Below are 23,983 nucleotides of genomic sequence, written 5' to 3' on the forward strand. Positions count from 1 at the left end.
CAAATATTTAACACTTCGCAACATCCGAAATTACAGATTTATAAATTTATCCGTTTCGAATCCTTCAATTTTCACCTAAAAAATCAGTAATGCAACAATACATTTCATTTTATCCCTCAAGCGGTGTATACATTGTTTTCTTCCCATGATTATTAATGAAAGCGGATTTTGCTTTTAGTTTCGTCTTTTCTATTTCTATCTCTTCATTCGAGAAATTCACAATAATTTTAATATCTTTTCCATAAGAAGCAGATTGAACTAATTTATCTTCTGACAAATATGCAAAGTTCGTCATTTCTTCTTTTACTGCCTTTTCATGAACTTCATTCCAAACTTTCAGATGCTGCGTAATTTCTTGTTTATGCTTATTCCACTCTACTTCATCTAAATGGTACAACGGAGGAACATTATACAATAATTCGTATAGCATACGGTTTCCTACCTCATCTTTTACTTTCAAACTTCCCCATTCCCAGTGGTGCGTTGTAATTACAGAATCATTGTATACTAATTTATATAATGGTACTGAATATACAGGGTTTAAATATACTTGTTTATATTCTTCTTTTAACGGTACTTGTTTTGCATATTTTTCTGGAACATTTTGATTCGGTGACCAATATCCGCCTACATAATACGGACTTGTTTTATTTTTCCTCATATCTTCATCGTCCCATTTAATAACCGGTGTTTCAATACCGTGAGCAAATGCAATCGTGCTACTTGCAAAGTCATTTCCGCCTTCTGAGCCAACTACCATACCTTTTTCTTGCGCAATATAATCCATTCGTTGCAATCTTGCTTTTAAATCTTGTTCTTGTGTCGTTATATGTTTTGCCGAATAATCATCATAAATTTCACCTGTTGCATCACAATCAATAAACCATGAATTATATTTAGGTCCATTTTGTAATATATCGTTCATTCGCTCTTTTACACTAGGAAGAGATAAAGTTGGATTTAACTTTCGTCCTCTACCTAAAAATCCTTGCACTTTTTCTCCATTTTTCTTCGTCACAGTTGCCTCTTCATATAGCGATGGATCCTGAAAAGAAGCTGTATTCCAATTTTTATCTACTTTTTCGTGAATAGAATGATAAGAATCATACGGACCAACTAAATATCCTATTTTCTTAGCTTCTGTCACGAAATCAGGCTGCATATACCCTTGTTCCCAATTCGGTAGCCCAATCCATGCATTGTCTATTCCTGCCGCTTTCATTTCCTTTATAATATCCGTTCCATCTGCTTTACCCCATTTACTTACTTCTTCAACCGCATCACCGAGCGCCGACTTTAATACATGCTTATTTAAGTTATATAACTCCATCTTCGATAAGTGATCTATCCCTTTGTTTAATAACTCACTAGCGTTCTGATCAACATTTTGGAAAATATCCTTTTTATACAATTCCTTCATTGATAATACTTCATTTACATAACGCAAAATAACATTTTTTTGATACTTATCAATGAAATCTTGTTTACTTACTTGCTCAAACACACTCAGTTCTCCAGGCTCCGAACTATTCTTTTGAATAAGCCCTTTTATATGACTAAACACAGGACTATTTATTTGCTCTCTTATTTTAGGCCAATTTATGTTACTGTCAGACAAACCATTTTGATTCCAAAAATAAAAATGAGCCGCACCATAAAGTTTTTCAATCTCTTTATTTTTTCTAGCCTTTTCTTGTAATGTTTTAAATTCACCTTTTCGAGCAATATTATCCTTATACAGTTTAGCAATACTGACTGCATCATTATTTGTCACATATAATTGAAATCCATATGTTTTATTTTTATTTATACTCGGGAATTCATGTATAAAATCAAATCCTATTTTCGGATCCGAATGAAATTTCAATTCATTATTAAACATATTGTTCGCAATATATACAATGGAATATTTCGAACCATTTAGCGCAAAAAACTTCATAGAAAATGATTCAGCAAATGAATATGCATCATCCTTTAAAAACTTCTTCCAATTTTCATCATTACTCGGAATTTGTTTTCCTTCCCATAACGGAAGTGTATAATTTTCAGCTTGTACTTTCGGCCATGTAAAACTTTCTGCACCAGTCGATTCCACTTCAATATTTAAGTGATCTTTTTTCTTTTCTAGATTCACTTTTACTTTTTGATCTGGGTATTCCCAAGATGTGCGATCCTTGTCTTTTTTTACATTCGACACCTTCATTTTCGGTAACGGCTGTGATGCCTGTTCCTTTACACCATCATGTTCTACAGTTAACGTGAAAGTCTCTGGATTTACATCGTAAGTGAACTCTTTATACGTCGCTTTCTTTACTTTAGACTCTTGTACAGCCTTGTTACCTTTTACATCACACCCGACTAAAGTCGAAAATGACATCGTTGTAAGAAGACATATTGCTATCATTTTTTTCATCTTCTGCACCTCCACCACTGAATATACAGGGGCTTTGTTACAGGAATGTGGCAAAAAAATAGAACTAGCATAACGCTAGCTCTATTTTGAGTATTATAAATAAGTGTGTATGAACAACTATAATCTGCTTAAAGTATATGTAGTACAATAGTGTTTTTTCATCCCCACTAAATATAAAAGCAAATAATTCGAAGCTTTAACACTTATTTTTTAACTAAAAAAATAAGTGTATATAATACACCCTAAAACTAGCACTAAAATTACTAGCGCTGTACCTTTCCAATTCATACCACCCGTCATATCAACTGGACTACCTGATTCAGCTCTGTTGAATCCATCATGTAAAGAACCGGTAGGATTATTTTTCAATTCACTTTGCCTTATACGTTCTCTGTTTTCTTCTGGTGACTCTTTTTTCATACGATCGCCTCCAAATGAATACACGCTTTACTAAATTATACATTATTACTTTTCTTTTATATGAAAACTGAAAAGATATTTACAACAAAAAAAGCTAGCAATGCTAGCTTTTTTATAGTTCTATATGTTCTTCTTTATTTACAGTAATTCCTCTATGATCGATTTCTAGCTCACATACTTTCATAGACGTAAATACTCTCGCTAATTGCTCAGCAATTTCTTGACGCTTATCATATGGCGTTAATATAAAAATGGATGGACCTGCACCACTAAGCGCTGTGCCGTATGATCCAAACTCTTTTGCACATTTACGAATTGAGGGTAATAGCGGTACGAGTTCTAAACGATACGGCTCGTGAAAATGATCTCTTTCCATCATTTCACCTACAACTTCCCACTTCTTTTGACAAAACGCAGCTACTAATACGTTGCTGATTGCACTAGCCTTAACTGCTTCATGAAACGGAAACACATCTGGTAATACAGATCGGCTTTCCTCTGTATTTAACTCTTCATTTGGAATAAGAGAAATTACACCTAATTCCTTACTTTCAATTCTTACAACCGAAACATTCTTTCCATCAAGTGCTCCGATTACAGTTCCTCCTAATATAGAAGCCGCAACATTATCTGGATGCCCTTCAAAATTTGTTGCAATTTGAACTTTTTGATCAGTCGTTAAGTTTAAATTGCCAAGTTGATTCGCAAGCTCTATCCCTGCTACAATTGCTGCTGCACTACTTCCTAGTCCTCTTGTAAGCGGGATATTACTAGTAACTTCTATTATATGAGGTGATAAAGAAGGACATACTTTACATGCCGTGCTAACGATTAAATTTTTATCATCTGTCGGAATTGATTCTTCAAAGGAATGGATTACTTGCCATCTATCAGCTTTTTCTTTTACCACCACATCTAAATATAATGACAAAGCTATTCCTACTGAATCAAATCCAGGTCCAACATTCGCTGTACTAGCAGGAACACGAATACTTAATGGTATCACGACATAATCACCCCTTTAATATGTTCTTTAATTTGTTCTATATTATTTGAAACATTTGCAATGTCTAATGTATTAGAAGAAATTGCGATATCAGGATCTTTCAAGCCGTTTCCAGTTAAAACTGCAACAACTGTCTCTCCTTTTTTGATTTTTCCAGATTGAACATGTTTAATTACACCTGCTAATGAAGCATTTGATCCTGGCTCAGCGAAAACCCCTTCCGTTTTTGCTAATAATCTATACGCATGTAAAATTTCTTCATCTGATACCATATCTATTTCACCGTGAGACTGTTCAGCAGCCTCTACTGCATATGACCAACTTGCGGGGTTACCGATACGAATCGCTGTTGCAATTGTTTCAGGTTCTTCAATGACATGTCCTTTTACAATTGCTGCTGCTCCTTCTGCTTCAAATCCGTGAATTCTTGGCTTCTTATAGCCTTTTTCTTTCTCATATTCACAGAAACCTTTCCAGTATGCTGTAATATTTCCGGCATTCCCAACAGGAATCGCTAAAACATCTGGTGCACTTTGCAACTGGTCACAAATTTCAAATGCTGCTGTCTTTTGCCCTTCAATTCGATAAGGATTCACTGAGTTTACTAATGTAATCGGCTCTTCCGCAGCAATATTTCTTACAGCCTTAAGTGCATCATCAAAATTTCCTTCTATTGAAATGATTTCAGCTCCATAGGCGACTGCTTGCGCTAATTTTCCATGTGCAATCTTTCCTTCAGGGATTACGATTATACATTTCATTCCAAGGCGTGCCGCGTATGCTGCGGCCGATGCCGAGGTATTACCTGTTGATGCACAAATAATTGCCTCCGAACCTTCTTCTTTCGCCTTCGCAACAGCCATTACCATACCACGATCTTTAAAAGAACCTGTCGGATTCGCTCCTTCATACTTACCGTATAACTGAATTCCTAATTGTTTTGATATATTTAATAACGGAATAAGCGGTGTATTTCCTTCCATTAAGCTCACATCAGGTGTATTTCCATTCACCGGTAAATAAGAAGCATACTGTTTTAATAATCCTTTATACATATTGTTTTTCCTCCTCAATAATGTAATAACTGTTTATTTCACTTGCGACATTTTCTATCGCTCCTAGTACTCGTTCGAATTGATACTTTGAAGTTTGATGTGTCACAACAACGACTTCTGCAAGTTCACGATTTAAAGGTAATTGAATAACTTCTTTTAAACTTACAGAATAATTAACGAAACATTCTGTTATTTTTTGTAACATCCCAGGTTCATCTCGTAATGAAATACGTAAGAAATATTTCGAAACGACTTCTTCATCTCCTTGTAATTCATATGGCTCTGGTTCTTTTAACGCACTTTTATTTTTCGGGACTTGATTCATATTTTTAACGATTGAAATAATATCACTTACTACAGCAGAACCTGTCGGTAACTTCCCAGCTCCAGGTCCGTAAAACATTACTTCCCCTACTGCTTGACCGTGAACATATACTGCATTAAATTCATTATTTACATTCGATAATGGATGATGACTTGGTAAAAGAGTCGGTTCTACACTTAAATGAATGGCTGACCCTTGTTTCTCTGCTTTACCAATTAATTTCATAGTAAATCCTAATTTTTCTGCCATTTGTAAATCTTCTTTTTCGACCTTTCGAATCCCTCTTACTTGTACATCATCTAAAGAAACATTCATCGAAAAACCTAAGTTTGCAAGAATGGCTACCTTTCTCGCCGCATCTAGCCCATCTACATCCGCTGTTGGATCCGATTCTGCAAAACCTAATTTTTGGGCTTCTTGTAAAGCCTCTTCATACGACCATCCCTTTTGACTCATCTTTGTTAACATGTAATTTGTTGTACCATTTACAATCCCCATTATTTTTTCAATTTGATCTGAAGCTAATCCATCTGTTAATCCCCTTAACACCGGAATACCGCCCGCTACACTTGCTTCATAACATAGATCACAATCATTATCGTTCGCCAGTTGGAGAAGCTCTGCACCGTATACAGCCATTAAATCTTTATTTGCTGTTACGACATGTTTTTTATTTCGTAAAGCCTTAACAATATGTTGCTTTGCTTCTTCAATTCCGCCCATTACCTCTACTACAATATCAATATTTGGATCATTTAGAACTTCATCGACATGACTTGTTACTACGATCCCATCAATGCAAACATCACGTTCTTTTTCTAAGTCACGTACAACGACTGTCTTTACCTTCACTTCATACCCTGTATCAAGTGCAATTTTTTTATAATGTTCTTTCAAAATATGGACAACACCACTTCCGACCGTACCTAAGCCTAACACCCCAACATTAATAACGTTATTCATTTTCTAATCTCCTCCTACAATTTTATTTTTTATCTCTATCAATCACCTTGCTCTGCTTTTTAATCATGCAGGTGGTGGTTATTTCCGTACGTACAAATCGTTTCATGTTACAGCACCTCCTTTCAAAGTAATAAAAAAACACACTCATCCCTAGGAAAGGGACGAATGTGTTTTCGTGGTTCCACCCTTGTTCCAATCTAGACTTATTTCCTTCTAGATTGCTCAAGTTCAGATAACGGCTGATTCCGTCAATAATTACTAGATTACTCGTTCACTATTGAAGTTCAAAGGTGGTAAAATCATTTCTCGTGTTAGGAAGCTCACACCCTTGGCTTCCCTCTCTGTAAACCGTAAAAATGATTCCGTGTCCTTATCGTTACTTTTTCGCTCATGTTTATTTGTTAATTCATTATACTCGCATAAACAACAAAATCAATACTATTTTTTAATTATTTTTAATTTTCAATCTATAATTCCATAAAAAAACACACTCATCCCTAGGAAAGGGACGAATGTGTTTTCGTGGTTCCACCCTTGTTCCAATCCAGACTTATTTCCTTCTAGATTGCTCAAGTTCAGATAACGGCTGATTCCGTCAATAATTACTAGATTACTCGTTCACTATTGAAGTTCAAAGGTGGTAAAATCATTTCTCGTGTTAGGAAGCTCACACCCTTGGCTTCCCTCTCTGTAAACCGTAAAAATGATTTCATATCCTTATCGTTACTTTTCGTTCATGTCTATTTGTTAACTTATTATAGTTATCAACTTTTTAAAAAGCAAGCCTATTTTTACTAACTATTTTCAAAATCATTTTTTATTGTATTTCAAAATAGCATTATGCAACTACCACTTGATTTACCTATTTTGTTATTTCTCCAGTTTGTAAATCAACGATTCTTATATGAATATCACATTCTAAAATGTGTACATATTCACCTTACAAAACTATATCTATAAAGTTTTTTCAATACAATCTTTTCGTATAACTTTCTTCTAAAGAACGTGCAACATCTTCTTCAGAAGTATTTACTTTCGCATGCTCCAGCAACATTTTTGCTGCTGAAGGTAACTCTTTTTTATGTAACCAAGATTCTGGATCCCACATCTTAGATCGGATAAAAGCTTTTGCACAATGAATATAACACTCTTCTATTTCAACGACAATTCCAAGTAACGGATTGCGCCCATTCGCCTGCATTTCTTGCAATATCTCTTCGTCGTTTGTAATATACGCTCGGCCGTTTATCCGAAGCGTCTCCCCAAGGCCTGGAATAAAAAAGAGTAACCCTACGTATGGATTTGAAATAATGTTCAAAATGGAATCTATACGACGGTTACCTGGTCTTTCTGGAATGATAATTTGATTATTATTTAATACGAATACAAACCCAGGTGCGTCTCCTCTCGGCGAAGCATCACACTCTCCTAATTTATTTGCAGTAGATAATACTAGAAAAGGAGATTTAGACAGAAAATCTACGCAATGGTGGTCTAATGATGAAATAACTTTCTTTAACGCTCGCTCACTTGGTTGCCCCAATATTTTCCGTAATTCTTCCTCTGTTGAAATAATCGATTTTATTTCTTTACTCTCTATCCCCACTATTAACCACTCCATTTTTCTTTATTTTCCCAAAATTCAATACAGATATTGTATAATAAAATTTGCAGAAAGGGGAATTAAAATGACAGAGTGGTTAACAATATTTGATCCTGAAAGAAATACACTTGGGAAGAAATTGCGTGATGAAGTGCATCGTGACGGTGATTGGCACGAAACATTTCATTGTTGGTTTGTAGAAAAAGATGCTGAAGATATGTTCTTATATTTCCAATTACGCTCTAAAAATAAAAAAGAAGCTCCATGTATATGGGATATTACTTCAGCTGGACATATTATGCATGATGAAAAAGTAGACATCGGTGGCCTTCGTGAAATCGAAGAAGAATTGGGACTCTCTTTTCAAACGGCTGATTTAGCATACAAAGGAATTTTTAAAATAGATTATGAAATTTCAAATCTTACTGATCGTGAATTTTGTCATATGTATTTTCACAATGTCATCAATCCACTTCCATTTGCACCAGGTGAAGAAGTAGACGATGTGATGAAAGTACATGCAACCTCTTTTTTACAACTATTAAAAAAAGAGATTGCATCTTTAACAACTATTTCTGTTTTAAGCAATAAACCGATAACGATAACATTTGAAGATATTTATCCATATGATCTTGCATACTATGAATTCGTTGTAGAACAAGGAAAAGAATTACTAAAAAATAATAGTTTATAAACAAAATAGGACTCCCATTTTAAAATACTTGGGAGTCCTATTCTTAATAGTGGATGATTGACAATACCCGACTGATTTAAACTCCACTTCATTTTCTCTCTTTCGATGTTTGAAACATACTTGGCAGCGTTACAAAGCGTGCCCCTTTCGTTTTTAACTGCGGAATAAATTTATCTAGCGCCTCTACAGATCCTTGTAAATGCCCACCTGGGGTTGAATGCTGAAGGATGACACTGCCAGGAAATGAATTCCCTAACACATTATTTGTAATCGTATCAGCGCTTACTCCTTTCCAATCAACCGTATCAACACTCCACTGTACAATCATAAAGTTTTGCTCTGTCGCCCATTTCAATTGATTTTCAAGTATTTCACCGTACGGTGGACGTATAAACTTCGGTGCATAACCAGCTAAACGATTTAATATTTCTTCTGTTTTTATAATTTGATTACGGTACTCAGCATCAGTTACTTTCGCTAAATTCGGATGGCTATACGTATGATTACCAATTACATGCCCTTCATTCGCAATACGTTTTACTACATTCGGAAACTTTTCCGCATTTTCACCAAGCAAGAAGAAAGTCGCTTTTACATTATGTTGTTTTAACTTATCCAAAATTTTTGGCGTAAATTCTAAATCTGGTCCATCATCAAATGTAAGAGCGACTTCCGCTTTATTGTACGGTCCGGAAAATGCATACGCATATTTTTCGACCCACGAAAATGGTGTCCACGATCCACGCTCATATGCTTTCATTTGTACTTCATAGTTTTGAGGGATATATGCGTATGGCAATGAGCTTATATAGTCTCCATAATAAAATGAGTGATATGGCATATAGGCGTACGAAACATCTCGTTCTAGTCCCCATTCATATGGAGCAAACATTTCTGGTGAATAAAAATAATACATGATAAAAACCTCCCTAAAATTTCATATGTGATTCATCTGCACTTTGTTAGAGAAATTCCTATTCATGAACAAAAATAAGACTGTCCGTAATTAGGACAGTCTTATTGCTTACTATTATTAATAAATCGATGTACTATCTTTCGGCAAAGCTTTCACATGTTTTAAATAGCTTGTCACTCTGTCATCATCACCTTGCGGGTATTGATATCCATATGTGTTAGCAATTTCATTCGCTACTTCCCTAAATAAATTACCCATGATAAAGAATGACTCCCATATGTTTTCATATTCTGCATTAGAAAAAGTTCTTTTAAATTGCTCCCACATATCTTTTTCAATATATTGCTCGAAATGCTTCCCAAACTTTCCTGCATTACCTGTAAAGTCTGTTTTCATACCAATATGCCATTCTAGCATTACAATGAACATATCTCGTACTGGACCATCAAGCATCCCTTTCGCATAAGAAAGTTCTTCTCTCCATAGTCCTTTCCCTACATTCGTACTACACCACCAAAATTCATTACAGCAATCTAAAAACTCTTTTTCTGTAGGCTTTTTTATTAAGTAATCTTTATCGCTTGCTGGTGGAAATTCAACAATACAATTATCTTTATCCAGAAACAGTTTACTTAAACTATCTTGTCCAACGAACTTATTTATCAAATCAAATGGAACGAGCGTTAAATCAATTCGATTTCCATCCATAAACTGCATTAAATACGGAAATTTCCCGTCTTCGTCCGCTGGAATTAATGACATTTCTTCTGGCATTTGTACAATCATTATTTCTCCAAATCTATGAATCCAATTATGATTAGACGTAAAAGATTGTATATCATTTACAACATACATAATATCATAGTCTTGAAAACAATCTCTTTTCACATTTGGATTTACACGTGATCCATTCATGATAACTGCTCGGATTCTTTCATCCTCTTTTGCTGTATTTATAATTAAGTCTAACATTTCTTTTTCAGTTCTCATCTATTCCTTACCTCCAATTTTTATATAAACTTATATTTCCAAGTATGTTGGAGGTCCACGAGGTAGCTGCGTTGTACACGATACATGTTATAATTTTTGAAACATCTTTTTCATTTTCTCTCCTCCTATTTTTTTATATCTATTCTTCTAAATCGTTCACATACAAGCAATATATCATCAGAAAAATCATGACCCACTTCATTCAATTTACTTCTGAAATATCTTTCATGAATCTCCTTCCAATTTTTATAGCTTTCATCCCCTTCAGCAATTGCAAATTCTCCTGTAATTTCATTCATAGGTAATATTGTTACTTCAATTGTTTTTACAATTGCTACAGGATTTTCATCGTGATCCAAAATAACAGAGTAGTCCTCTGCAGTTGGTAACGGTATATTCTTTAATTCATAGAAGAGATATGCAGAACAAGTTGCCGTTTTCGTTCCGTCAACTACTTGCTTAGCAAGACGATTTGCGGTATCACCAAATTTCCATGCACTCACCGATTTTGGTATCTCAGCATCTTTCCAATACTCCGCCCAGTATTGTTGTGCTGCTTCATTCATTATCTCTCACTCCCCTAAACTCTACTATAAATGTAATAGACTTTCGAACCGTATCACTCTTTTACGACTGCCATTACAAACCCATCGTATCCTTTACTTCCTACAGTTTGAAGCGCAGTAGCACTTACACTTGGCTCTGCAGCTATTAATTCATAGAAGCGACGTATCCCTTGTACACGAGGATCGTTACTCGTATTGTCAATAACTTCTCCTTCACGTACTACGTTATCACCAATAATTATAGTACCAGGGCATGATAGTTTCAGTGCCCACTCAAAATAGGTAGGGTTATTTTGTTTATCAGCGTCTATGAAAATAAAATCAAATGGTTCATAATTTTCATTTTCGATTTGCCGTAAAGAATCTAAAGCTAATCCTACTCGTACTTCAATTTTATCATTCAAATTGGCACGCTCAATATTGTTACGTGCAATTTCTGCATGTTTTTCATTTGCTTCCAATGTAACAACTCGGCCTTCAGATGGCAAGCCCCTTGCAAGCCATATCGTGCTATATCCGCCTAGAGTACCAATTTCCAAAATGTTTCGAGCTCCTTGAATTTGTACTAATAGTTGCAAAAACTTCCCTTGCGTTGGCGATACATCATGTGCTGGTAAATTAGCTGCAGCGTTTGCTTGAAGAACTTCTTCTAATGTAGAATCTTTCGGTATTAATACATCACTCACATATTGATCAACAGCCGTCCATTTCTCAATCGTACTCATGTAAATACCATCCCCTTCAATTTCTCAATGCTTTTCTACCATTCACTCTTAATTATACCGAAAATTCCGTCTCATACACAAAAAATAAAGAAGAGACATCTACTCCATTACAGAATAGATATCCCTTCTTTTGTTTATAAATTTATCCCCTAAGGATTAGTAGACCAAAGTCCTGCTGATTTAATAAATGTACGTTTATTTAATTTCAGCTGCGCTACGATAAATTCTGCAATATCTTCTGCTTGCATTACTTTATCTGGGTTTCCGTCAGTTAATCCTAAATCTACAGCCATATCAGTTGCTACTGTACTTGGGGTTAGAGCTGTTACACGAATGTTATGTTTGCGAACTTCCATCGCTAACGATTCTGTTAAGCCAAGAACACCAAATTTAGAAGCGCTATATGCACTTGTTACAGGTGCACCTTTTTGTCCTGCTGTAGATGAAATGTTAATAATATCACCAGATTGTTGTTCAATCATGCTTGGTAAAGCTGCACGAGTTGCATAGTATACACCCATTAAGTTTACTTGAATGATTTTTTCCCAATCAGCAACGTCTAATTCTAAAAACTTACCGAATTTAGAAATACCAGCGTTATTAATTAAAATATCAATAGATCCTAAACCATTTTTTAACGTTTCAATTGCAGTAGTCACTTCTTTATATGAAGAAACATCAGCAGTCGCAATAACAGCTTTTACGCCTTCTGCTTCTACTTCTTTCGCTACAGCTTTTAAGTTTTCTTCTGAACGAGCTAAAAGACCGACATTTACGCCCTCTTTCGCTAATGCGATCGCTACAGCACGACCAATCCCTCTACCTGCTCCTGTAATTAAAGCATTTTTGCCTTGTAATAATTCTGCCAAGTATAACACTCCTTAATCATCTCAGTTATGTACTATATTAAAATTGTATCTATGTTTATGTAAAAAGGCAATGATGCACTTTCATGTGCGTAGGTTACTTATAGGTAACTATGGAAAGTTTTTATTGATAAGTCTCATGTTTTTTCCATAATTCATGTAAAATAAAAATAAATCCTGCATAGGAGAGTGCATGTGTATGAAAAGAAAAAAATGGTTCTTATCACTAACTGCAGTCGGACTATGTATCATATTTTTGGCTATGTACTTTATATTTGGTAATCCATTACATTATAAAGTAATAGAAAAAGATACTAGCGACTACCTCTATACTATAAAAGGCTATAAGCAAAAAGAAATACAAAGCATAACCGGAAAATATACTCTCATTTATAATATCGGCTATTATGCAGAGGTCGTATATAAAGACGAACCTTATTTTACATACTCTTATACATACGATAAGAATAAGAAAATAATACAAGACAACAGCATTTTAGGAAGACATACTGAGTCATTTGAAAGTCTTAATTTAAACTGGTCATTGTTTGACGAGTTAGTAGACGGTATTCATACAAACCTGCAAAAAAGAGGTTTAAGTGAAAAGAAAGATTATTCTATACGCTACGTTCAATTCATTGATATCGATAATGATAAAAACGGTGCAGAAGCATATGTTGACTTTAAGAAAGATAAAAAATCAGATTATTCATACCGTATGAATAACGAAGGAAAAGCTTATCAATATAGTTGCAGTAATGGAAAATGTATTTTTAAAGAGAAATAGTGTTAGAAGATATCCTCCTAACACTATTTCTCTTCAGAATTTGGAATACAAACAATAAATTCTGTCCCATTCCCCTCTTCACTCTCGACTTTTATTTTTCCTTGATGAAGGTCGAGTACCTTTTTTACGATAGCTAAACCTAATCCACTTCCTCCATAAGTGCGATTTCGTGAAGAGTCCGCTTTATAAAAACGCTCAAAAATATGTTGTTTCTGTTTTTCAGATATACCAATTCCAGTGTCACGAATACGTATTTCTACGAATTTCTCATGTTCTTGTAACTGAATTGTAATTGTGCCACGACTTGGAGTAAATTTAATACTATTATGAATTAAATTAATCCACACTTGACTCATACTTTCTTGATCGGCAGTTATATGCACTTTTTCTAAATCAAGGTCTAATTCAATTTCTTTTTCAGCCCAGAGCGGTTCACTATTTAACACAATTTGCTTTAACTGTTGATCTAATCGATAAGTCGCTTTTTCTGGTGTATACTCCTCTGACTCTAAAAGAGTTAGTTTCAGTAAATTTTGGCTTAGTTTAGATAATCTCGTCGTTTCCGTTTCAATAATGGTAAGATAATGCTTTCTTTTTTCCTCCGAAAGATTGTTATCTTGTAGTGCTCTAGCAAATCCTTTTATAGAAGTTAAAGGTGACTGTATTTCATGAGAAACATTCGATACAAATTCCTGGCGCATTTTCTCCATCGCATTCAGTTCATCTGTCATATCATTTATACTTTTTACGAGTACACCAATTTCTCCATCATACTTTTCTTCATTTCGTATTTTTACGGAGAAGTCTCCTTTTGCAATTTTTTGTATCGGTTCAATAATAGTCCAAATCATTGCCTCTCGTTTTGGTCTCATTAATATCCCAATCAATGTCCAGATAAGAACAATAAATACAAAACCGACCATATCACTAATTAGAAAGGCCACAAACGACGATACGTTTACTTCAAAAGCATTCAATATACTAGTTGCTACATAAAATGCGATAGACCAAATTATAGTGAGAAAAGAAAAAAGCGCTAATACCGCTCCCGTTACTTTCAACATCTTCAACTTACTCATTCGTTTTTTTTCCTCATTTACTTACCTCTAAGCGATACCCTAATCCTCTTATCGTTTTAATACTAAACTTCGACTTCTCTTCTTGAAACTTCTCACGTAGTCGATTAATATGAACGTCTAGTGTACGTTCATTCCCTTCAAAATCATATCCCCATACATCTTCAATTAACTGCTCTCTCGAACAAGTTCTTCCTGCTTTAGAACCTAAAGTAAAGAGCAATTCGAATTCTTTTAGCGGTAATGTGACTGTTTGTTCTCCGGCTGTAACTTCAAATGTTTTACGATTTAACAGTACATTCCCAATTTGAATCGATTGCGACACTGTAATTTGGTAACGTTTCAATAACGCCTTAACTCTCACTACTAGTTCTATAGGATCAAATGGTTTTACAAGATAATCATCGGTGCCAAGGTGAAATCCTTTTACTTTTTGAGACGTTTCCCCTTTAGCAGTTAGCATCAAAATTGGAATATCATAGTACTTCCTTAATTCAAAACATACATCAAATCCATCCATATTTGGCATCATGATATCAAGAACAACCATATCAACTTTTACTTCGTCTATTTTCTGAAGTGCATCTAGTCCATCAATTGCCTCATATGTTTGAAAACCTTCTCGTTCTAAAAATACAGAAACAAGTTCTCTAATATGCGGATCATCGTCCACTATTAAAATGTTAGGTATCAAAGAAACCACTTCCTTTCTAATTCGCATCCTTTATAAAACTTTTAAAAATGAATCATTAGTGGAGTAAAAACCCCACTGATGATTCATTTTATAATACGCCCTCTTTAATTTTCAATTGTTGCGTTGCAAATTCACGATACATATCATGTGTCTGTAATAATTCATCATGTGTACCGCTTCCTGTAAGATTCCCTTTTTCTATAAAGATAATTTTATCTGCATCCACAACAGTAGAAAGTCTATGTGCAATAACTAATGTTGTTCTGCCTTTCATTAAGTTATTTAACGCTTTCTGAACGACAGACTCTGATTTACTATCTAGACTGGAAGTTGCTTCATCTAACATAAGAATTTGTGGATTTCGAAGTAACGCTCGAGCAATCGCAATTCGTTGTCTTTGCCCTCCTGAAAGCTTCACACCACGTTCTCCAACTTCTGTTGCGTATCCGTTTGGCAAATCATGAATAAATGCATCAACATATGCCATCGCTGCTACTTTTTCAATTTCTTCATCTGTCACTTCACCCTCAACACCGTAGCAAATATTATCGCGAATTGTCCCATCGATTAATGGACTATCTTGTGATACGTAACCGATTTGACGTCGCCATGATTGCAATGAATAACTCGTAATTGATTCTTTTCCTAATTTAATAGCACCGCTAGTTGGCTCGTAAAAACGTTCTAATAGTGAGAATAACGTCGTTTTCCCGCTACCACTTGGTCCTACGATTGCTGTTACTTTTCCTGATTCAATTGTGAAATCAATATTCTTTAAAACTTGCTCTTCTTCGTTATACTCGAAATGTACATTTTCAAGAACGATCGGCTGCTTAGCATTTGTGACCTTCACACCAGTTTCATGATCTTCTACTTCATATTCTAAAATCGTATTAATTCTTTCCGTTGCACCAATCGCCTTTTGAAATTGTGTAAAGAACATAGATAATTGACTCATTGGCATTATAATTTGAACTAAATATAAAATAAACGCTACTAGTTCTCCTGTTGTTAATGCACCGCTAGAAACTCGCATTCCACCATACCCTACGATAATAACAAGCAATGCCATTAAAACAAACGACATAACTGGTGAAATTAACGCTTGCACTTTTCCCTCTTTCAAACCAAATTGTAATAGCTTTTCAATACCTTTATTTCCAGTTTCATATTCCTTTTTTTCTGTGTTCGAAGATTTCACTAAACGAATTTCTGATAACACTTGTGTTAATACACTAGTAAAAGATGCTGTTTCATCTTGAAGTGCTTTTGAAATCTTATACATTTTTCGTCCAAGCGGAACTAAAATGAGTACTGATAATGGAATAACCGTTAAAAGTAAAAGTGTCATTTTCCAATCTAAAACAAATAATACAATTAATGATCCAACAATTGAAATACCGCCTGTTAATAAATTTGACAAATGCTCAGAAATTAACGTTTTCACAACTCCTGTATCATTTGTCATACGACTAATTGTATCGCCTGTTCTATTTTGATCATAATAAGTTACCGGTAAAATAAGCACCTTTTTCCACAAACGTTCTCTCAGCCCAGCTACAATCTTCTGTCCAATATAATTTAATAAATATATAGACAATCCTGCAGCTATAGTTTGCATAATAAAGAATGCAACTAGCCCAACAATTTGCCCTGTACTAATTGAAGAAAGTGAAAAATTATCTACTAACCCCTTCGTTAACATCGGAATAAATAAACTCGCTCCCGTAGAAAGCAAACTCATTAATAATGCAAAAGCAAGAATCCCTTTCGGAGGATTTGTATCTTGAATAAGGCGTAAAAACTGCCTCCAGCTCCCTTTTTTCTTCATCTCATTTCTAACTTCCATTCCTGTTCATCTCCTCGTGTTAAACCAAACTGTTCTTTCTAAAAATAGAATACAATACGAATGTAAACTGAATGTAAACACACTTTTTCTATTTTTACAAAATATACATAAAAACGCATCTTTACAACAGATATAAACATCTGATATTATTACCTAGTACTAAATATTATTCTATGTGAATTATAAATAACCAATTTACGATACTATATAAATCTCCCGTTATTGAAAGGAGTATCCTTTTTGCAAACAAGTATACATTCCGAAAAAGAAACAATCATTTTTATTCATGGATTAGTTGGCAATCGTCGTGCCTTCAAAAAAGAGCATAAACGATTTTCCGCCTCTTACAACATTATTACTTATGACTTATTAGGTCACGGCGACGATAAAGGAGAAGCTATCGAATTTTCATTACAGCGTCTCGTAGATCAATTATTGAATTTATACGAAAAAGAAGGCATTAAAAAGGCCCATATTTGCGCTTTAAGCTACGGCTGTTATATCTCTACAATTTTTGCACAAATGCACCCAGAAAAAGTTTTGAGCATTTGTCATATTGGTGGACATTATAATAACCCTTCCCTTTTATATAACGTATTTCAAAAGTTTTGGGAGAAGCGAGGAGACGATTACTCTAAATGGCTCTCTCAATACGCAAATACTATTTTTCCAAGTGGCATATTAAAGGCAAATCCGTTCGCAGTCATTTCAAGAAATATTTATTACCGTTTCGGATTGCAATTACATTCATCAATTATTGCCCAATCATTACGGCATCGTTTAGAATTCGATTTAAAATCTAAATTAAAATCACTTCCCCACCCTATTCTATGGGTAATGGGTGAACATGATCATCTCTATAAATCTTGTCTTTTTGATTTGAAATCCATTCTTCCTAACGTTTTATATAAAGAAATACCGCTTGCAGGACATGCAGCAAACTTATTTCGCCCGAACTACTTTCATGACCTATATGCTCGATTTTTAAATGGAAAGTTACAGTAAAAACTACTACATTCCCAATTTATTCAACTATAAAAAGGCTTCCCAAGTTTCCCTGGAAAGCCTTTTCTCTATACGAAAAGTATATAAACTACTTTTTCTTAGTATGCTTTTGTGTAACCTAACATGTGCTTGCTCCAGTAAGAGTTACTTACAGAACTAATTCGTACACCAGTTGCATCAGTTTCTGCACTAATGAACTGACCGTTTCCTAAGTAAACGCCCATGTGAGAAGGACCTGATTTATAAGTATTTTGGAAGTATACTAAATCACCTGGTTGTGGATTGCTAGTTTTTGTTTTAGAGCTCCAGTATCCAGCAACTGTTTGACGAGCGCCTTTATGACCAGTTTGATTTAATACGTAGTGAATGAATCCACTGCAGTCAAAACCAGCAGGTGTTGTACCAGCAGTTCTGTATGGTGAACCATTTAAAGATCTAGCGAATCCAGCGATTGAAGATGTATCTCCACCTGTTGTTGGTTTTTGTACGTCTTTACCTGGTTGTTGAACGTTATTTGTAACGTTATTGTTATTGTTATTCGTAACGTTGTTTACTCCGCCTTTTACAAACTTAACGAAGTCTGCGCTTACGTAACCTGTACGGCCGTTATGGTTAATTTTGTACCAACCATTTTCAGCACCAGTAACGTTTAATACTGTACCGTTTGTTACGCCACCGATTACAGCGTTGTATGTAGCTGGGCCTGTACGTACTTTTAAAGCACCAGTGTTAACAACATAAGAACCACCAGTTTGAACTGTAGTAGTATTGTTGTTTGTAGTTGGTTGTTTTGTTTCGTTAGATACAGCAGAACCACCTTTTGTTACGAAGTCTTTGCTTACGTATCCAGTTCCACCATTGAAGTTGATTTTAAACCAATCTTGTACTTCACCTACAACTTGTACTGTTTTACCTTTATTTACAGAGCCTAATACTGTATGAGATGTACTTGGGCCTGTACGTACGTTAAGTGAAGAAACGTTTACTGTGTAAGTACCAGTTCCTTGTTGAACAGTAGTTCCTGTTTTACCACCAGTCGTTACGAAGTCACCACTTACATAACCAGTTTGACCGTTTACAGTTACTTTGAACCAACCGTTTTCTTGTCCAATTACTTGTAATACTTGACCTGATTTCACTTTAGAAATAACGTTATGTCCTGTACCAGCACCTGAACGTACATTTAATACATCAGCTGTTACCGTGTATTTTAATTCAGAAGTTGTTTCTACCTTTTTTGTTTCAGTTACAGTCGTTTGAGTTTGAGTTTGTCCATTAATTTCTTTTAGCGCCTCATTTGAAACTTGTGCCTGAGCAGAATCCATACCTGGAACTGCAACACCCACTACAGAAGCTGCTGCTAAACCTGCAATTACTTTTTTCATAAGTTGTCTTTACTTCCTTTCCCTACTATCCTCTTAAAAAAACTTATAAACTTAATACATTACAATATTATCAAAGTAAAATATTCATTAAGTTCCATTTTTTAACAAGAGTTTTATTTTTCACACAGAGTTCATTTTAAACGAATGAAGTGAATTCCGCGTGAACTTCATGTGAACTTTACCATTAAACTTAGTATTTTTGCAATGCTTTTTTCAATTCTCTTATGTATTTCATTGAAAATTCGACATTTCATTCATTATCTTAATATACATTTTCTATCCACTTTGAAAAACTCTATTCATCTAATCCAATGCAAAGAATGTATTTCCTAGTAAAGTCCCTTCCATGAAGCATACTCTTATCATGACAAAAAATACTTTTTTTATCAATAGTATAATATTTTCAGAAAGTTTCTTCCGATACTATCTATCGTTTATAAAAGATTTGACGATTTGTAAGATTTAACTCCAAAAATTCTGTTCTAATTTGACGAAAATACACACTCCACTACCCACTTTTCACTAACTATGGAATTTCTAGGATATTTACATTATTATATATATAGTAGTATTTTAACCAATACATATTTTATTTACCCTACACTGAAACCTATCGAACTTTTACAGGTCGGTATATTGAATTTTAAGATGGAAGTCGTATTGCCCGCAAATAATGGGATAAAAAAAGGAGGTATATTTATGAAAAACATAATAGAGGATCCTATAAATAAAAATATAGAATTGTACTATGCTTTTTTTCAATTCGTTTCAATTATTACCTTACAAAAAATATCAACTATTGAAACACGTAAAAACGAATTAAAAAATCAGATGAAAAATTCCTATCAAAAAAATCCTTATTACTTATAAAAGGTGAACAGGTTGTATCCCTGTTCACCTTTTATCCCGCATTAACGGGCAGTAAGACTCCCACCTCAAAATTCAGCGAAAGCAAAGAAGTTAGGTGGGGGATCAACTGCCCGTAAAAGCCCGATTGGTGTGGGCTGATAATCAGTGGGGGATGAACAACTCACCCACTGATTAAAGTTTCACTTTATCATTCCTACATTATTTATAAATTTTCACACGGTTTTCTAAAGGGTGGTATTCTTTTTCACCTGCAGGTACCACCGGTTTACCAAACGGCATTTGTGCAGTAAGTTTCCAATTTTCTGGAACTTCCCATTCTTTTCTCACTTCTTCATCAATTAATGGATTGTAATGCTGCAATGTAGCACCAAATCCTTCAATTTCTAAAGCTGTCCAAATTGCAAATTGTAACATTCCTGAGGATTGCTGTGACCACGTTGGGAAATTCTCTTTGTATAATGCAAAGTTTTCTTGCAGTTCTTCCACTACTTGACTGTCTTCAAAGTATAAAACCGTTCCATAACCACTTTTAAATGCATTCATTTTTTCTTCAGTAGATGCAAAGTTATTTTCAGGTACAATTTTTCGTAACGTTTCTTTCGTAATATCCCATAACTTATCATGTAGTTCTCCTAGCAAGACGACAACGCGGGCGCTCTGAGAGTTAAAAGCTGAAGGTGTATGTTTTACAGCATGATAAATCACTTCTTGAATTTTTTCATCAGAAACTACTTGCTCTTTACTAATCGCGTAAATAGATCTTCTGTCTTCAATTGCTGTGTAAAAATCTTTTGCCATCATAATTCCCTCCAATTTTCATTTGAGGCTTTTTCATATGTATACATCATATTCCGCCTCTTAAAACTTATCATTAATAAGCTTCTAACTTTAGACTATCAACAAACAATAATAAACTCAAATAATAACACTCACATTTTTCACCTTTTTACTTCCTAATGCTAACAATAAAAAGGCAATTTATTGTTACCGATAATAAGTAACAACAAATTGCCTTTCTTATATGATGATCCAACTCAGTATTTCACTTAATTAACTAAGCCAAATGCATAAGACATTAGCTTGTTCGTCTCTGTAAAACGCTTCGTTTTACCTTTCGTTCCCATTACAACAGTAATAATACGAGTATCACCTTGTTTTGCTGTACCCGTAAAACAATACCCCGCGCTATCTGTAAATCCTGTTTTTAATCCGTCTATTCCTTCTATATATAAAGCTTTATTATTTTTGTTTAACATATCATTTGTACTTGCAACATTAATATTATTAAATGCTAACTGACTTTGACGTAAGTGAGTCACTTCTAATATTTCTGGATAGTCTTTTATTAGATGATACGCCAAGTTTGCTACATCAGCAGCTGTCATCTTCGTCTCACTTCCATCAGGTTCTTGTAGTCCTGACGCATTTGCGAATTTAGCATAATCGGACATTTTTAACTGCTTTGCTTTTTCATTCATAAGCTGAACGAAATCTTTCTCTGTTTTTGCCATATGTTCAGCTAAAGCTACAGCCGAATTATTTGCTGATTCAATCATTAATGCATGGTACAAATCTTTAACAGTTAATGTGTCATTCACTTGGACTGGGATTCTCGCACCCTCTGTTTGTGCCGCTTTCGCACTCATTTTCACTGGATCTTCCCAGCGAACTTTCCCATTATGTACATTTTCTAATAGAAGGTACGCTGTCATCATCTTAGACATACTTGCTGGCGCAAAAGCTTCATTTTCATTATGTTGATAAATAATATCTCCATTACTCGCATCGATAATCATAGCTGCTTTTGCATCAATTTCCGGTGGTATGTACTTTGGTGGCACTACTTTTTCAGCTAATCCTGTTTGAGGTAGTTCTGCCACTTGTAAAGGTTGTCCCTCTATATTTGTTGCACTCTTTTGAGTTCCTTGGAATAAGAACCAACATATCCCTAAAATAATGACTACTAGGATCGTCAGCCTTCCCCATTTTAACCGCTTCATTTCAAAACTCCTTTAGCAAACCTTTTATACACTCACGTTTAACCATAACAATAATTACTTTATATCGTCAAGGCAAAAAGCATATTTATTCATCTAATACATTTATGTTACAATTAAAATACCAAAATATAAGAATATTCAATGTTATATTGTCGTAATTTAACTACTTAATAGAAAGGATTCTTACAATGCTACTTCCAAAAACATTAAAATACGGAGACACAATCGGCATTTATTCGCCCTCTTCACCAGCAACCTACACTTCTCCTAAAAGATTTGAACGAGCGAAATCTTATTTACAACAGAAAGGATTTCACATATTAGAAGGTTCACTAACAGGTCGATATGATTATTATCGCTCTGGCAGTATACAAGAGCGTGCCGAGGAACTGAATGCTTTAATAAGGAATCCTAATGTATCTTGTATTATATCAACAATTGGCGGTATGAATTCCAATTCCTTATTACCTTATATTGATTATGATGCTTTTCAAAATAATCCTAAAATAATGATTGGCTATTCAGATGCAACAGCTTTATTGCTAGGGATTTATGCCAAAACAGGAATCCCTACATTTTACGGTCCGGCACTCGTCCCCTCCTTTGGAGAATTTGAGCCTTTTGTAGATTATACATACAAATATTTTGTAGAAACATTACTACATGATCAATCGCTTCCTTACAACATAAAACAGCCTTTATTTTGGTCAGATGAATTTATTAATTGGGAAGTGAAAACGAAAGAAAAAGAACTTAGACCAAATAATTGGATTTCCGTAACAAATGGACAAGCTACTGGACGTATTATTGGTGGGAACTTAAATACAATGCAAGGAATTTTGGGTAGCCCTTATATGCCAAGCATTCAAGAAGGCGATATTTTATTTATTGAGGATAGTTCAAAAGATGCAGCTACTATTGAAAGAAGCTTTTCATTACTTAAAATTAACGGTGTATTTGATAAAGTTTCAGGTATACTTCTTGGAAAACATGAGCAATTTGATGATTGTGGTACAAAGCGCAAACCGTACGAAATATTATTAGAAGTACTGCAAAACCAAAGCATTCCTTTATTAGCTGACTTTGATTGTTGTCATACCCACCCGATGATCACTATGCCGATAGGTGTTCAAGTGAACATGGATGTAACCAATAAAACAATACATATTTTAGAAAAATGGAAGATATAAAAAACGCCTATATTATAGGAAGAAAATATTATAAACTTTCCATTAGAAAACATAAAAAAGCTCCGTTCATCACAAAACGGAGCTTTTTATTATTGTCCTAAATTTTGAACCTTCTCTTTCAACTCACGAACTTGATCAATCGTCTGCATAAGCTCAGAGTTTTTAAATTGCTCTACATCCACTTTTCCTTCTTCTATCTTCGTCATTGCCGTATCAATTAATGTATTTAACTTTTCGTTATATCCGACGATTTGCTGATGAAGATCCTTTGCTACATCAGGTGGTGTTAATTCATTGAAAGCGGGTATATCTTGTTTAATTTCACTAAGCTTCGTTTCTAATTCTTTTCGAGCCTCACTATCATTAACAGCCTTTTCAGCTAATGCTGGTGCATCATTTGCAAATGCACTTATTTCATTTACATAGTCTGTCGCTTTTTGAGCATAATCTATGGAGTTCTTTCCTTGCTCTACTAGTGAACACCCCATTAAACCAATTGAAACCATACATACTAATAAAATTGATTTGATTTTCATTTTAGACTCCCTTCGTCATTATACTTGTCTGTAATCTTCTTTATCATAA

Annotated in this window: 23 protein-coding genes and 2 other annotated features; of the genes, 5 read left to right on the forward strand and 18 right to left on the reverse strand. The window is 34.5% G+C overall.

What is annotated here, in order from left to right; all coding sequences use genetic code 11:
* Window positions 1-109 precede the first annotated feature (109 nt).
* The 6 genes from AC3WTA_RS05730 to AC3WTA_RS05755 all read right to left on the reverse strand — a co-directional run bounded on the left by AC3WTA_RS05730 (window position 110) and on the right by AC3WTA_RS05755 (window position 7,788).
* Window positions 110-2,413, reverse strand: a complete 2,304-nt coding sequence (locus AC3WTA_RS05730) for a glycoside hydrolase (RefSeq protein ID WP_000738136.1) — start codon at window positions 2,411-2,413, stop codon at window positions 110-112.
* 210 nt (window positions 2,414-2,623) lie between these two features.
* A complete protein-coding gene (locus tag AC3WTA_RS05735) occupies window positions 2,624-2,833 on the reverse strand; it encodes a DUF6366 family protein (RefSeq protein ID WP_000712287.1) in 210 nt (69 codons plus the stop codon).
* Window positions 2,834-2,945: 112 nt separating this feature from the next.
* Entirely contained in the window at window positions 2,946-3,839 is an 894-nt protein-coding gene (gene thrB / locus AC3WTA_RS05740) for a homoserine kinase (protein ID WP_000612662.1), read from the reverse strand.
* A complete protein-coding gene (gene thrC, locus AC3WTA_RS05745; RefSeq protein ID WP_000276445.1) occupies window positions 3,836-4,894 on the reverse strand; it encodes a threonine synthase in 1,059 nt (352 codons plus the stop codon). Before thrC ends, thrB begins: the two co-directional genes overlap by 4 nt.
* Complete coding sequence (locus AC3WTA_RS05750; protein ID WP_001066910.1) at window positions 4,887-6,182, reverse strand: homoserine dehydrogenase; 1,296 nt, start codon at window positions 6,180-6,182, stop codon at window positions 4,887-4,889. Before AC3WTA_RS05750 ends, thrC begins: the two co-directional genes overlap by 8 nt.
* Window positions 6,183-6,336: 154 nt before the next feature.
* Window positions 6,337-6,568: a binding site (T-box leader), on the reverse strand.
* Window positions 6,569-6,683: 115 nt separating this feature from the next.
* Window positions 6,684-6,915, reverse strand: a binding site (T-box leader).
* 234 nt (window positions 6,916-7,149) lie between these two features.
* Window positions 7,150-7,788, reverse strand: a complete 639-nt coding sequence (locus tag AC3WTA_RS05755; protein ID WP_000510737.1) for a pyridoxamine 5'-phosphate oxidase family protein — start codon at window positions 7,786-7,788, stop codon at window positions 7,150-7,152.
* A gap of 82 nt (window positions 7,789-7,870) precedes the next feature.
* On the opposite strand from AC3WTA_RS05755, the gene AC3WTA_RS05760 reads away from it, so the two are divergent.
* Window positions 7,871-8,479, forward strand: a complete 609-nt coding sequence (locus AC3WTA_RS05760) for an NUDIX hydrolase (protein WP_000141349.1) — start codon at window positions 7,871-7,873, stop codon at window positions 8,477-8,479.
* A gap of 88 nt (window positions 8,480-8,567) precedes the next feature.
* Here the strand turns inward: AC3WTA_RS05760 and AC3WTA_RS05765 are convergent, their stop codons facing one another.
* The 5 genes from AC3WTA_RS05765 to AC3WTA_RS05785 form a co-directional block, all read right to left on the reverse strand.
* Window positions 8,568-9,395 (reverse strand): peptidoglycan-N-acetylglucosamine deacetylase, encoded by an 828-nt coding sequence (locus tag AC3WTA_RS05765; protein WP_000291196.1) that lies wholly within the window; start codon window positions 9,393-9,395, stop codon window positions 8,568-8,570.
* 117 nt (window positions 9,396-9,512) lie between these two features.
* Window positions 9,513-10,385, reverse strand: coding sequence for an aminoglycoside 6-adenylyltransferase (locus AC3WTA_RS05770; protein WP_001258525.1), 873 nt, complete (start codon window positions 10,383-10,385; stop codon window positions 9,513-9,515).
* A 125-nt stretch (window positions 10,386-10,510) separates the two neighbouring features.
* The gene (locus tag AC3WTA_RS05775) at window positions 10,511-10,951 is read right to left on the reverse strand and encodes an ASCH domain-containing protein (RefSeq protein WP_001001034.1); all 441 of its coding nucleotides are present in this window, start codon (window positions 10,949-10,951) and stop codon (window positions 10,511-10,513) included.
* Window positions 10,952-11,004: 53 nt separating this feature from the next.
* Window positions 11,005-11,676, reverse strand: coding sequence for an O-methyltransferase (locus tag AC3WTA_RS05780; protein WP_000103840.1), 672 nt, complete (start codon window positions 11,674-11,676; stop codon window positions 11,005-11,007).
* Window positions 11,677-11,825: 149 nt separating this feature from the next.
* Window positions 11,826-12,545, reverse strand: coding sequence for a 3-ketoacyl-ACP reductase (locus AC3WTA_RS05785; protein WP_000818989.1), 720 nt, complete (start codon window positions 12,543-12,545; stop codon window positions 11,826-11,828).
* Window positions 12,546-12,735: 190 nt separating this feature from the next.
* Between AC3WTA_RS05785 and AC3WTA_RS05790 the strand changes: the two genes are divergently transcribed.
* On the forward strand, window positions 12,736-13,329 hold the full coding sequence (locus AC3WTA_RS05790) for a DUF3139 domain-containing protein (RefSeq protein ID WP_002096691.1): 594 nt from the start codon (window positions 12,736-12,738) through the stop codon (window positions 13,327-13,329).
* Window positions 13,330-13,352: 23 nt separating this feature from the next.
* Here AC3WTA_RS05790 and hitS read toward each other — a convergent pair whose 3' ends face one another.
* The 3 genes from hitS to AC3WTA_RS05805 form a co-directional block, all read right to left on the reverse strand.
* Window positions 13,353-14,408 carry an envelope stress sensor histidine kinase HitS gene (gene hitS / locus AC3WTA_RS05795; protein ID WP_000040217.1) on the reverse strand — a complete coding sequence of 352 codons (1,056 nt, stop codon included), beginning with the start codon at window positions 14,406-14,408 and terminating at the stop codon, window positions 13,353-13,355.
* Window positions 14,409-14,421: 13 nt separating this feature from the next.
* Window positions 14,422-15,099 (reverse strand): envelope stress response regulator transcription factor HitR, encoded by a 678-nt coding sequence (gene hitR / locus AC3WTA_RS05800; RefSeq protein WP_000612742.1) that lies wholly within the window; start codon window positions 15,097-15,099, stop codon window positions 14,422-14,424.
* An 88-nt stretch (window positions 15,100-15,187) separates the two neighbouring features.
* On the reverse strand, window positions 15,188-16,948 hold the full coding sequence (locus AC3WTA_RS05805; protein WP_000453875.1) for an ABC transporter ATP-binding protein: 1,761 nt from the start codon (window positions 16,946-16,948) through the stop codon (window positions 15,188-15,190).
* Between the two features lie 240 nt (window positions 16,949-17,188).
* Between AC3WTA_RS05805 and AC3WTA_RS05810 the strand changes: the two genes are divergently transcribed.
* Window positions 17,189-17,953, forward strand: a complete 765-nt coding sequence (locus AC3WTA_RS05810; RefSeq protein ID WP_001194960.1) for an alpha/beta fold hydrolase — start codon at window positions 17,189-17,191, stop codon at window positions 17,951-17,953.
* A 98-nt stretch (window positions 17,954-18,051) separates the two neighbouring features.
* Here the strand turns inward: AC3WTA_RS05810 and entFM are convergent, their stop codons facing one another.
* A complete protein-coding gene (gene entFM, locus AC3WTA_RS05815; RefSeq protein WP_000755538.1) occupies window positions 18,052-19,338 on the reverse strand; it encodes an enterotoxin EntFM in 1,287 nt (428 codons plus the stop codon).
* 699 nt (window positions 19,339-20,037) lie between these two features.
* Here entFM and AC3WTA_RS05820 point away from each other — a divergent pair.
* Window positions 20,038-20,208: a hypothetical protein gene (locus tag AC3WTA_RS05820; protein ID WP_000789354.1), complete on the forward strand. Its 171-nt coding sequence runs from the start codon at window positions 20,038-20,040 to the stop codon at window positions 20,206-20,208.
* A gap of 198 nt (window positions 20,209-20,406) precedes the next feature.
* Here AC3WTA_RS05820 and AC3WTA_RS05825 read toward each other — a convergent pair whose 3' ends face one another.
* Together AC3WTA_RS05825 and AC3WTA_RS05830 are read right to left on the reverse strand one after the other, a co-directional pair.
* Entirely contained in the window at window positions 20,407-21,009 is a 603-nt protein-coding gene (locus tag AC3WTA_RS05825) for a nitroreductase family protein (protein WP_492332840.1), read from the reverse strand.
* Window positions 21,010-21,254: 245 nt separating this feature from the next.
* Window positions 21,255-22,208 carry a D-alanyl-D-alanine carboxypeptidase family protein gene (locus AC3WTA_RS05830; protein WP_000825882.1) on the reverse strand — a complete coding sequence of 318 codons (954 nt, stop codon included), beginning with the start codon at window positions 22,206-22,208 and terminating at the stop codon, window positions 21,255-21,257.
* Window positions 22,209-22,396: 188 nt separating this feature from the next.
* Here AC3WTA_RS05830 and AC3WTA_RS05835 point away from each other — a divergent pair, with 188 nt between their 5' ends.
* Complete coding sequence (locus AC3WTA_RS05835; RefSeq protein ID WP_000926338.1) at window positions 22,397-23,398, forward strand: S66 family peptidase; 1,002 nt, start codon at window positions 22,397-22,399, stop codon at window positions 23,396-23,398.
* Between the two features lie 89 nt (window positions 23,399-23,487).
* On the opposite strand, the gene AC3WTA_RS05840 is transcribed toward AC3WTA_RS05835, so the two are convergent.
* Window positions 23,488-23,934 (reverse strand): DUF6376 family protein, encoded by a 447-nt coding sequence (locus AC3WTA_RS05840; RefSeq protein ID WP_000695196.1) that lies wholly within the window; start codon window positions 23,932-23,934, stop codon window positions 23,488-23,490.
* Window positions 23,935-23,983: the final 49 nt, after the last annotated feature.

Source organism: Bacillus sp. EB106-07-01-XG149 (assembly GCF_058791555.1).

Coding starts and splice junctions, on each gene's coding strand:
- AC3WTA_RS05765 (WP_000291196.1), bottom strand. CDS start 9,395: ATGTATTATTTTTATTCACCAGAAATGTTTGCTCCATATGAATGGGGA.
- AC3WTA_RS05770 (WP_001258525.1), bottom strand. CDS start 10,385: ATGAGAACTGAAAAAGAAATGTTAGACTTAATTATAAATACAGCAAAA.
- AC3WTA_RS05805 (WP_000453875.1), bottom strand. CDS start 16,948: ATGGAAGTTAGAAATGAGATGAAGAAAAAAGGGAGCTGGAGGCAGTTT.
- hitS (WP_000040217.1), bottom strand. CDS start 14,408: ATGAGTAAGTTGAAGATGTTGAAAGTAACGGGAGCGGTATTAGCGCTT.
- AC3WTA_RS05735 (WP_000712287.1), bottom strand. CDS start 2,833: ATGAAAAAAGAGTCACCAGAAGAAAACAGAGAACGTATAAGGCAAAGT.
- AC3WTA_RS05775 (WP_001001034.1), bottom strand. CDS start 10,951: ATGAATGAAGCAGCACAACAATACTGGGCGGAGTATTGGAAAGATGCT.
- AC3WTA_RS05835 (WP_000926338.1), top strand. CDS start 22,397: ATGCTACTTCCAAAAACATTAAAATACGGAGACACAATCGGCATTTAT.
- thrC (WP_000276445.1), bottom strand. CDS start 4,894: ATGTATAAAGGATTATTAAAACAGTATGCTTCTTATTTACCGGTGAAT.
- AC3WTA_RS05820 (WP_000789354.1), top strand. CDS start 20,038: ATGAAAAACATAATAGAGGATCCTATAAATAAAAATATAGAATTGTAC.
- AC3WTA_RS05730 (WP_000738136.1), bottom strand. CDS start 2,413: ATGAAAAAAATGATAGCAATATGTCTTCTTACAACGATGTCATTTTCG.
- AC3WTA_RS05760 (WP_000141349.1), top strand. CDS start 7,871: ATGACAGAGTGGTTAACAATATTTGATCCTGAAAGAAATACACTTGGG.
- AC3WTA_RS05830 (WP_000825882.1), bottom strand. CDS start 22,208: ATGAAGCGGTTAAAATGGGGAAGGCTGACGATCCTAGTAGTCATTATT.
- AC3WTA_RS05790 (WP_002096691.1), top strand. CDS start 12,736: ATGTGTATGAAAAGAAAAAAATGGTTCTTATCACTAACTGCAGTCGGA.
- AC3WTA_RS05825 (WP_492332840.1), bottom strand. CDS start 21,009: ATGATGGCAAAAGATTTTTACACAGCAATTGAAGACAGAAGATCTATT.
- AC3WTA_RS05780 (WP_000103840.1), bottom strand. CDS start 11,676: ATGAGTACGATTGAGAAATGGACGGCTGTTGATCAATATGTGAGTGAT.
- entFM (WP_000755538.1), bottom strand. CDS start 19,338: ATGAAAAAAGTAATTGCAGGTTTAGCAGCAGCTTCTGTAGTGGGTGTT.
- AC3WTA_RS05840 (WP_000695196.1), bottom strand. CDS start 23,934: ATGAAAATCAAATCAATTTTATTAGTATGTATGGTTTCAATTGGTTTA.
- AC3WTA_RS05750 (WP_001066910.1), bottom strand. CDS start 6,182: ATGAATAACGTTATTAATGTTGGGGTGTTAGGCTTAGGTACGGTCGGA.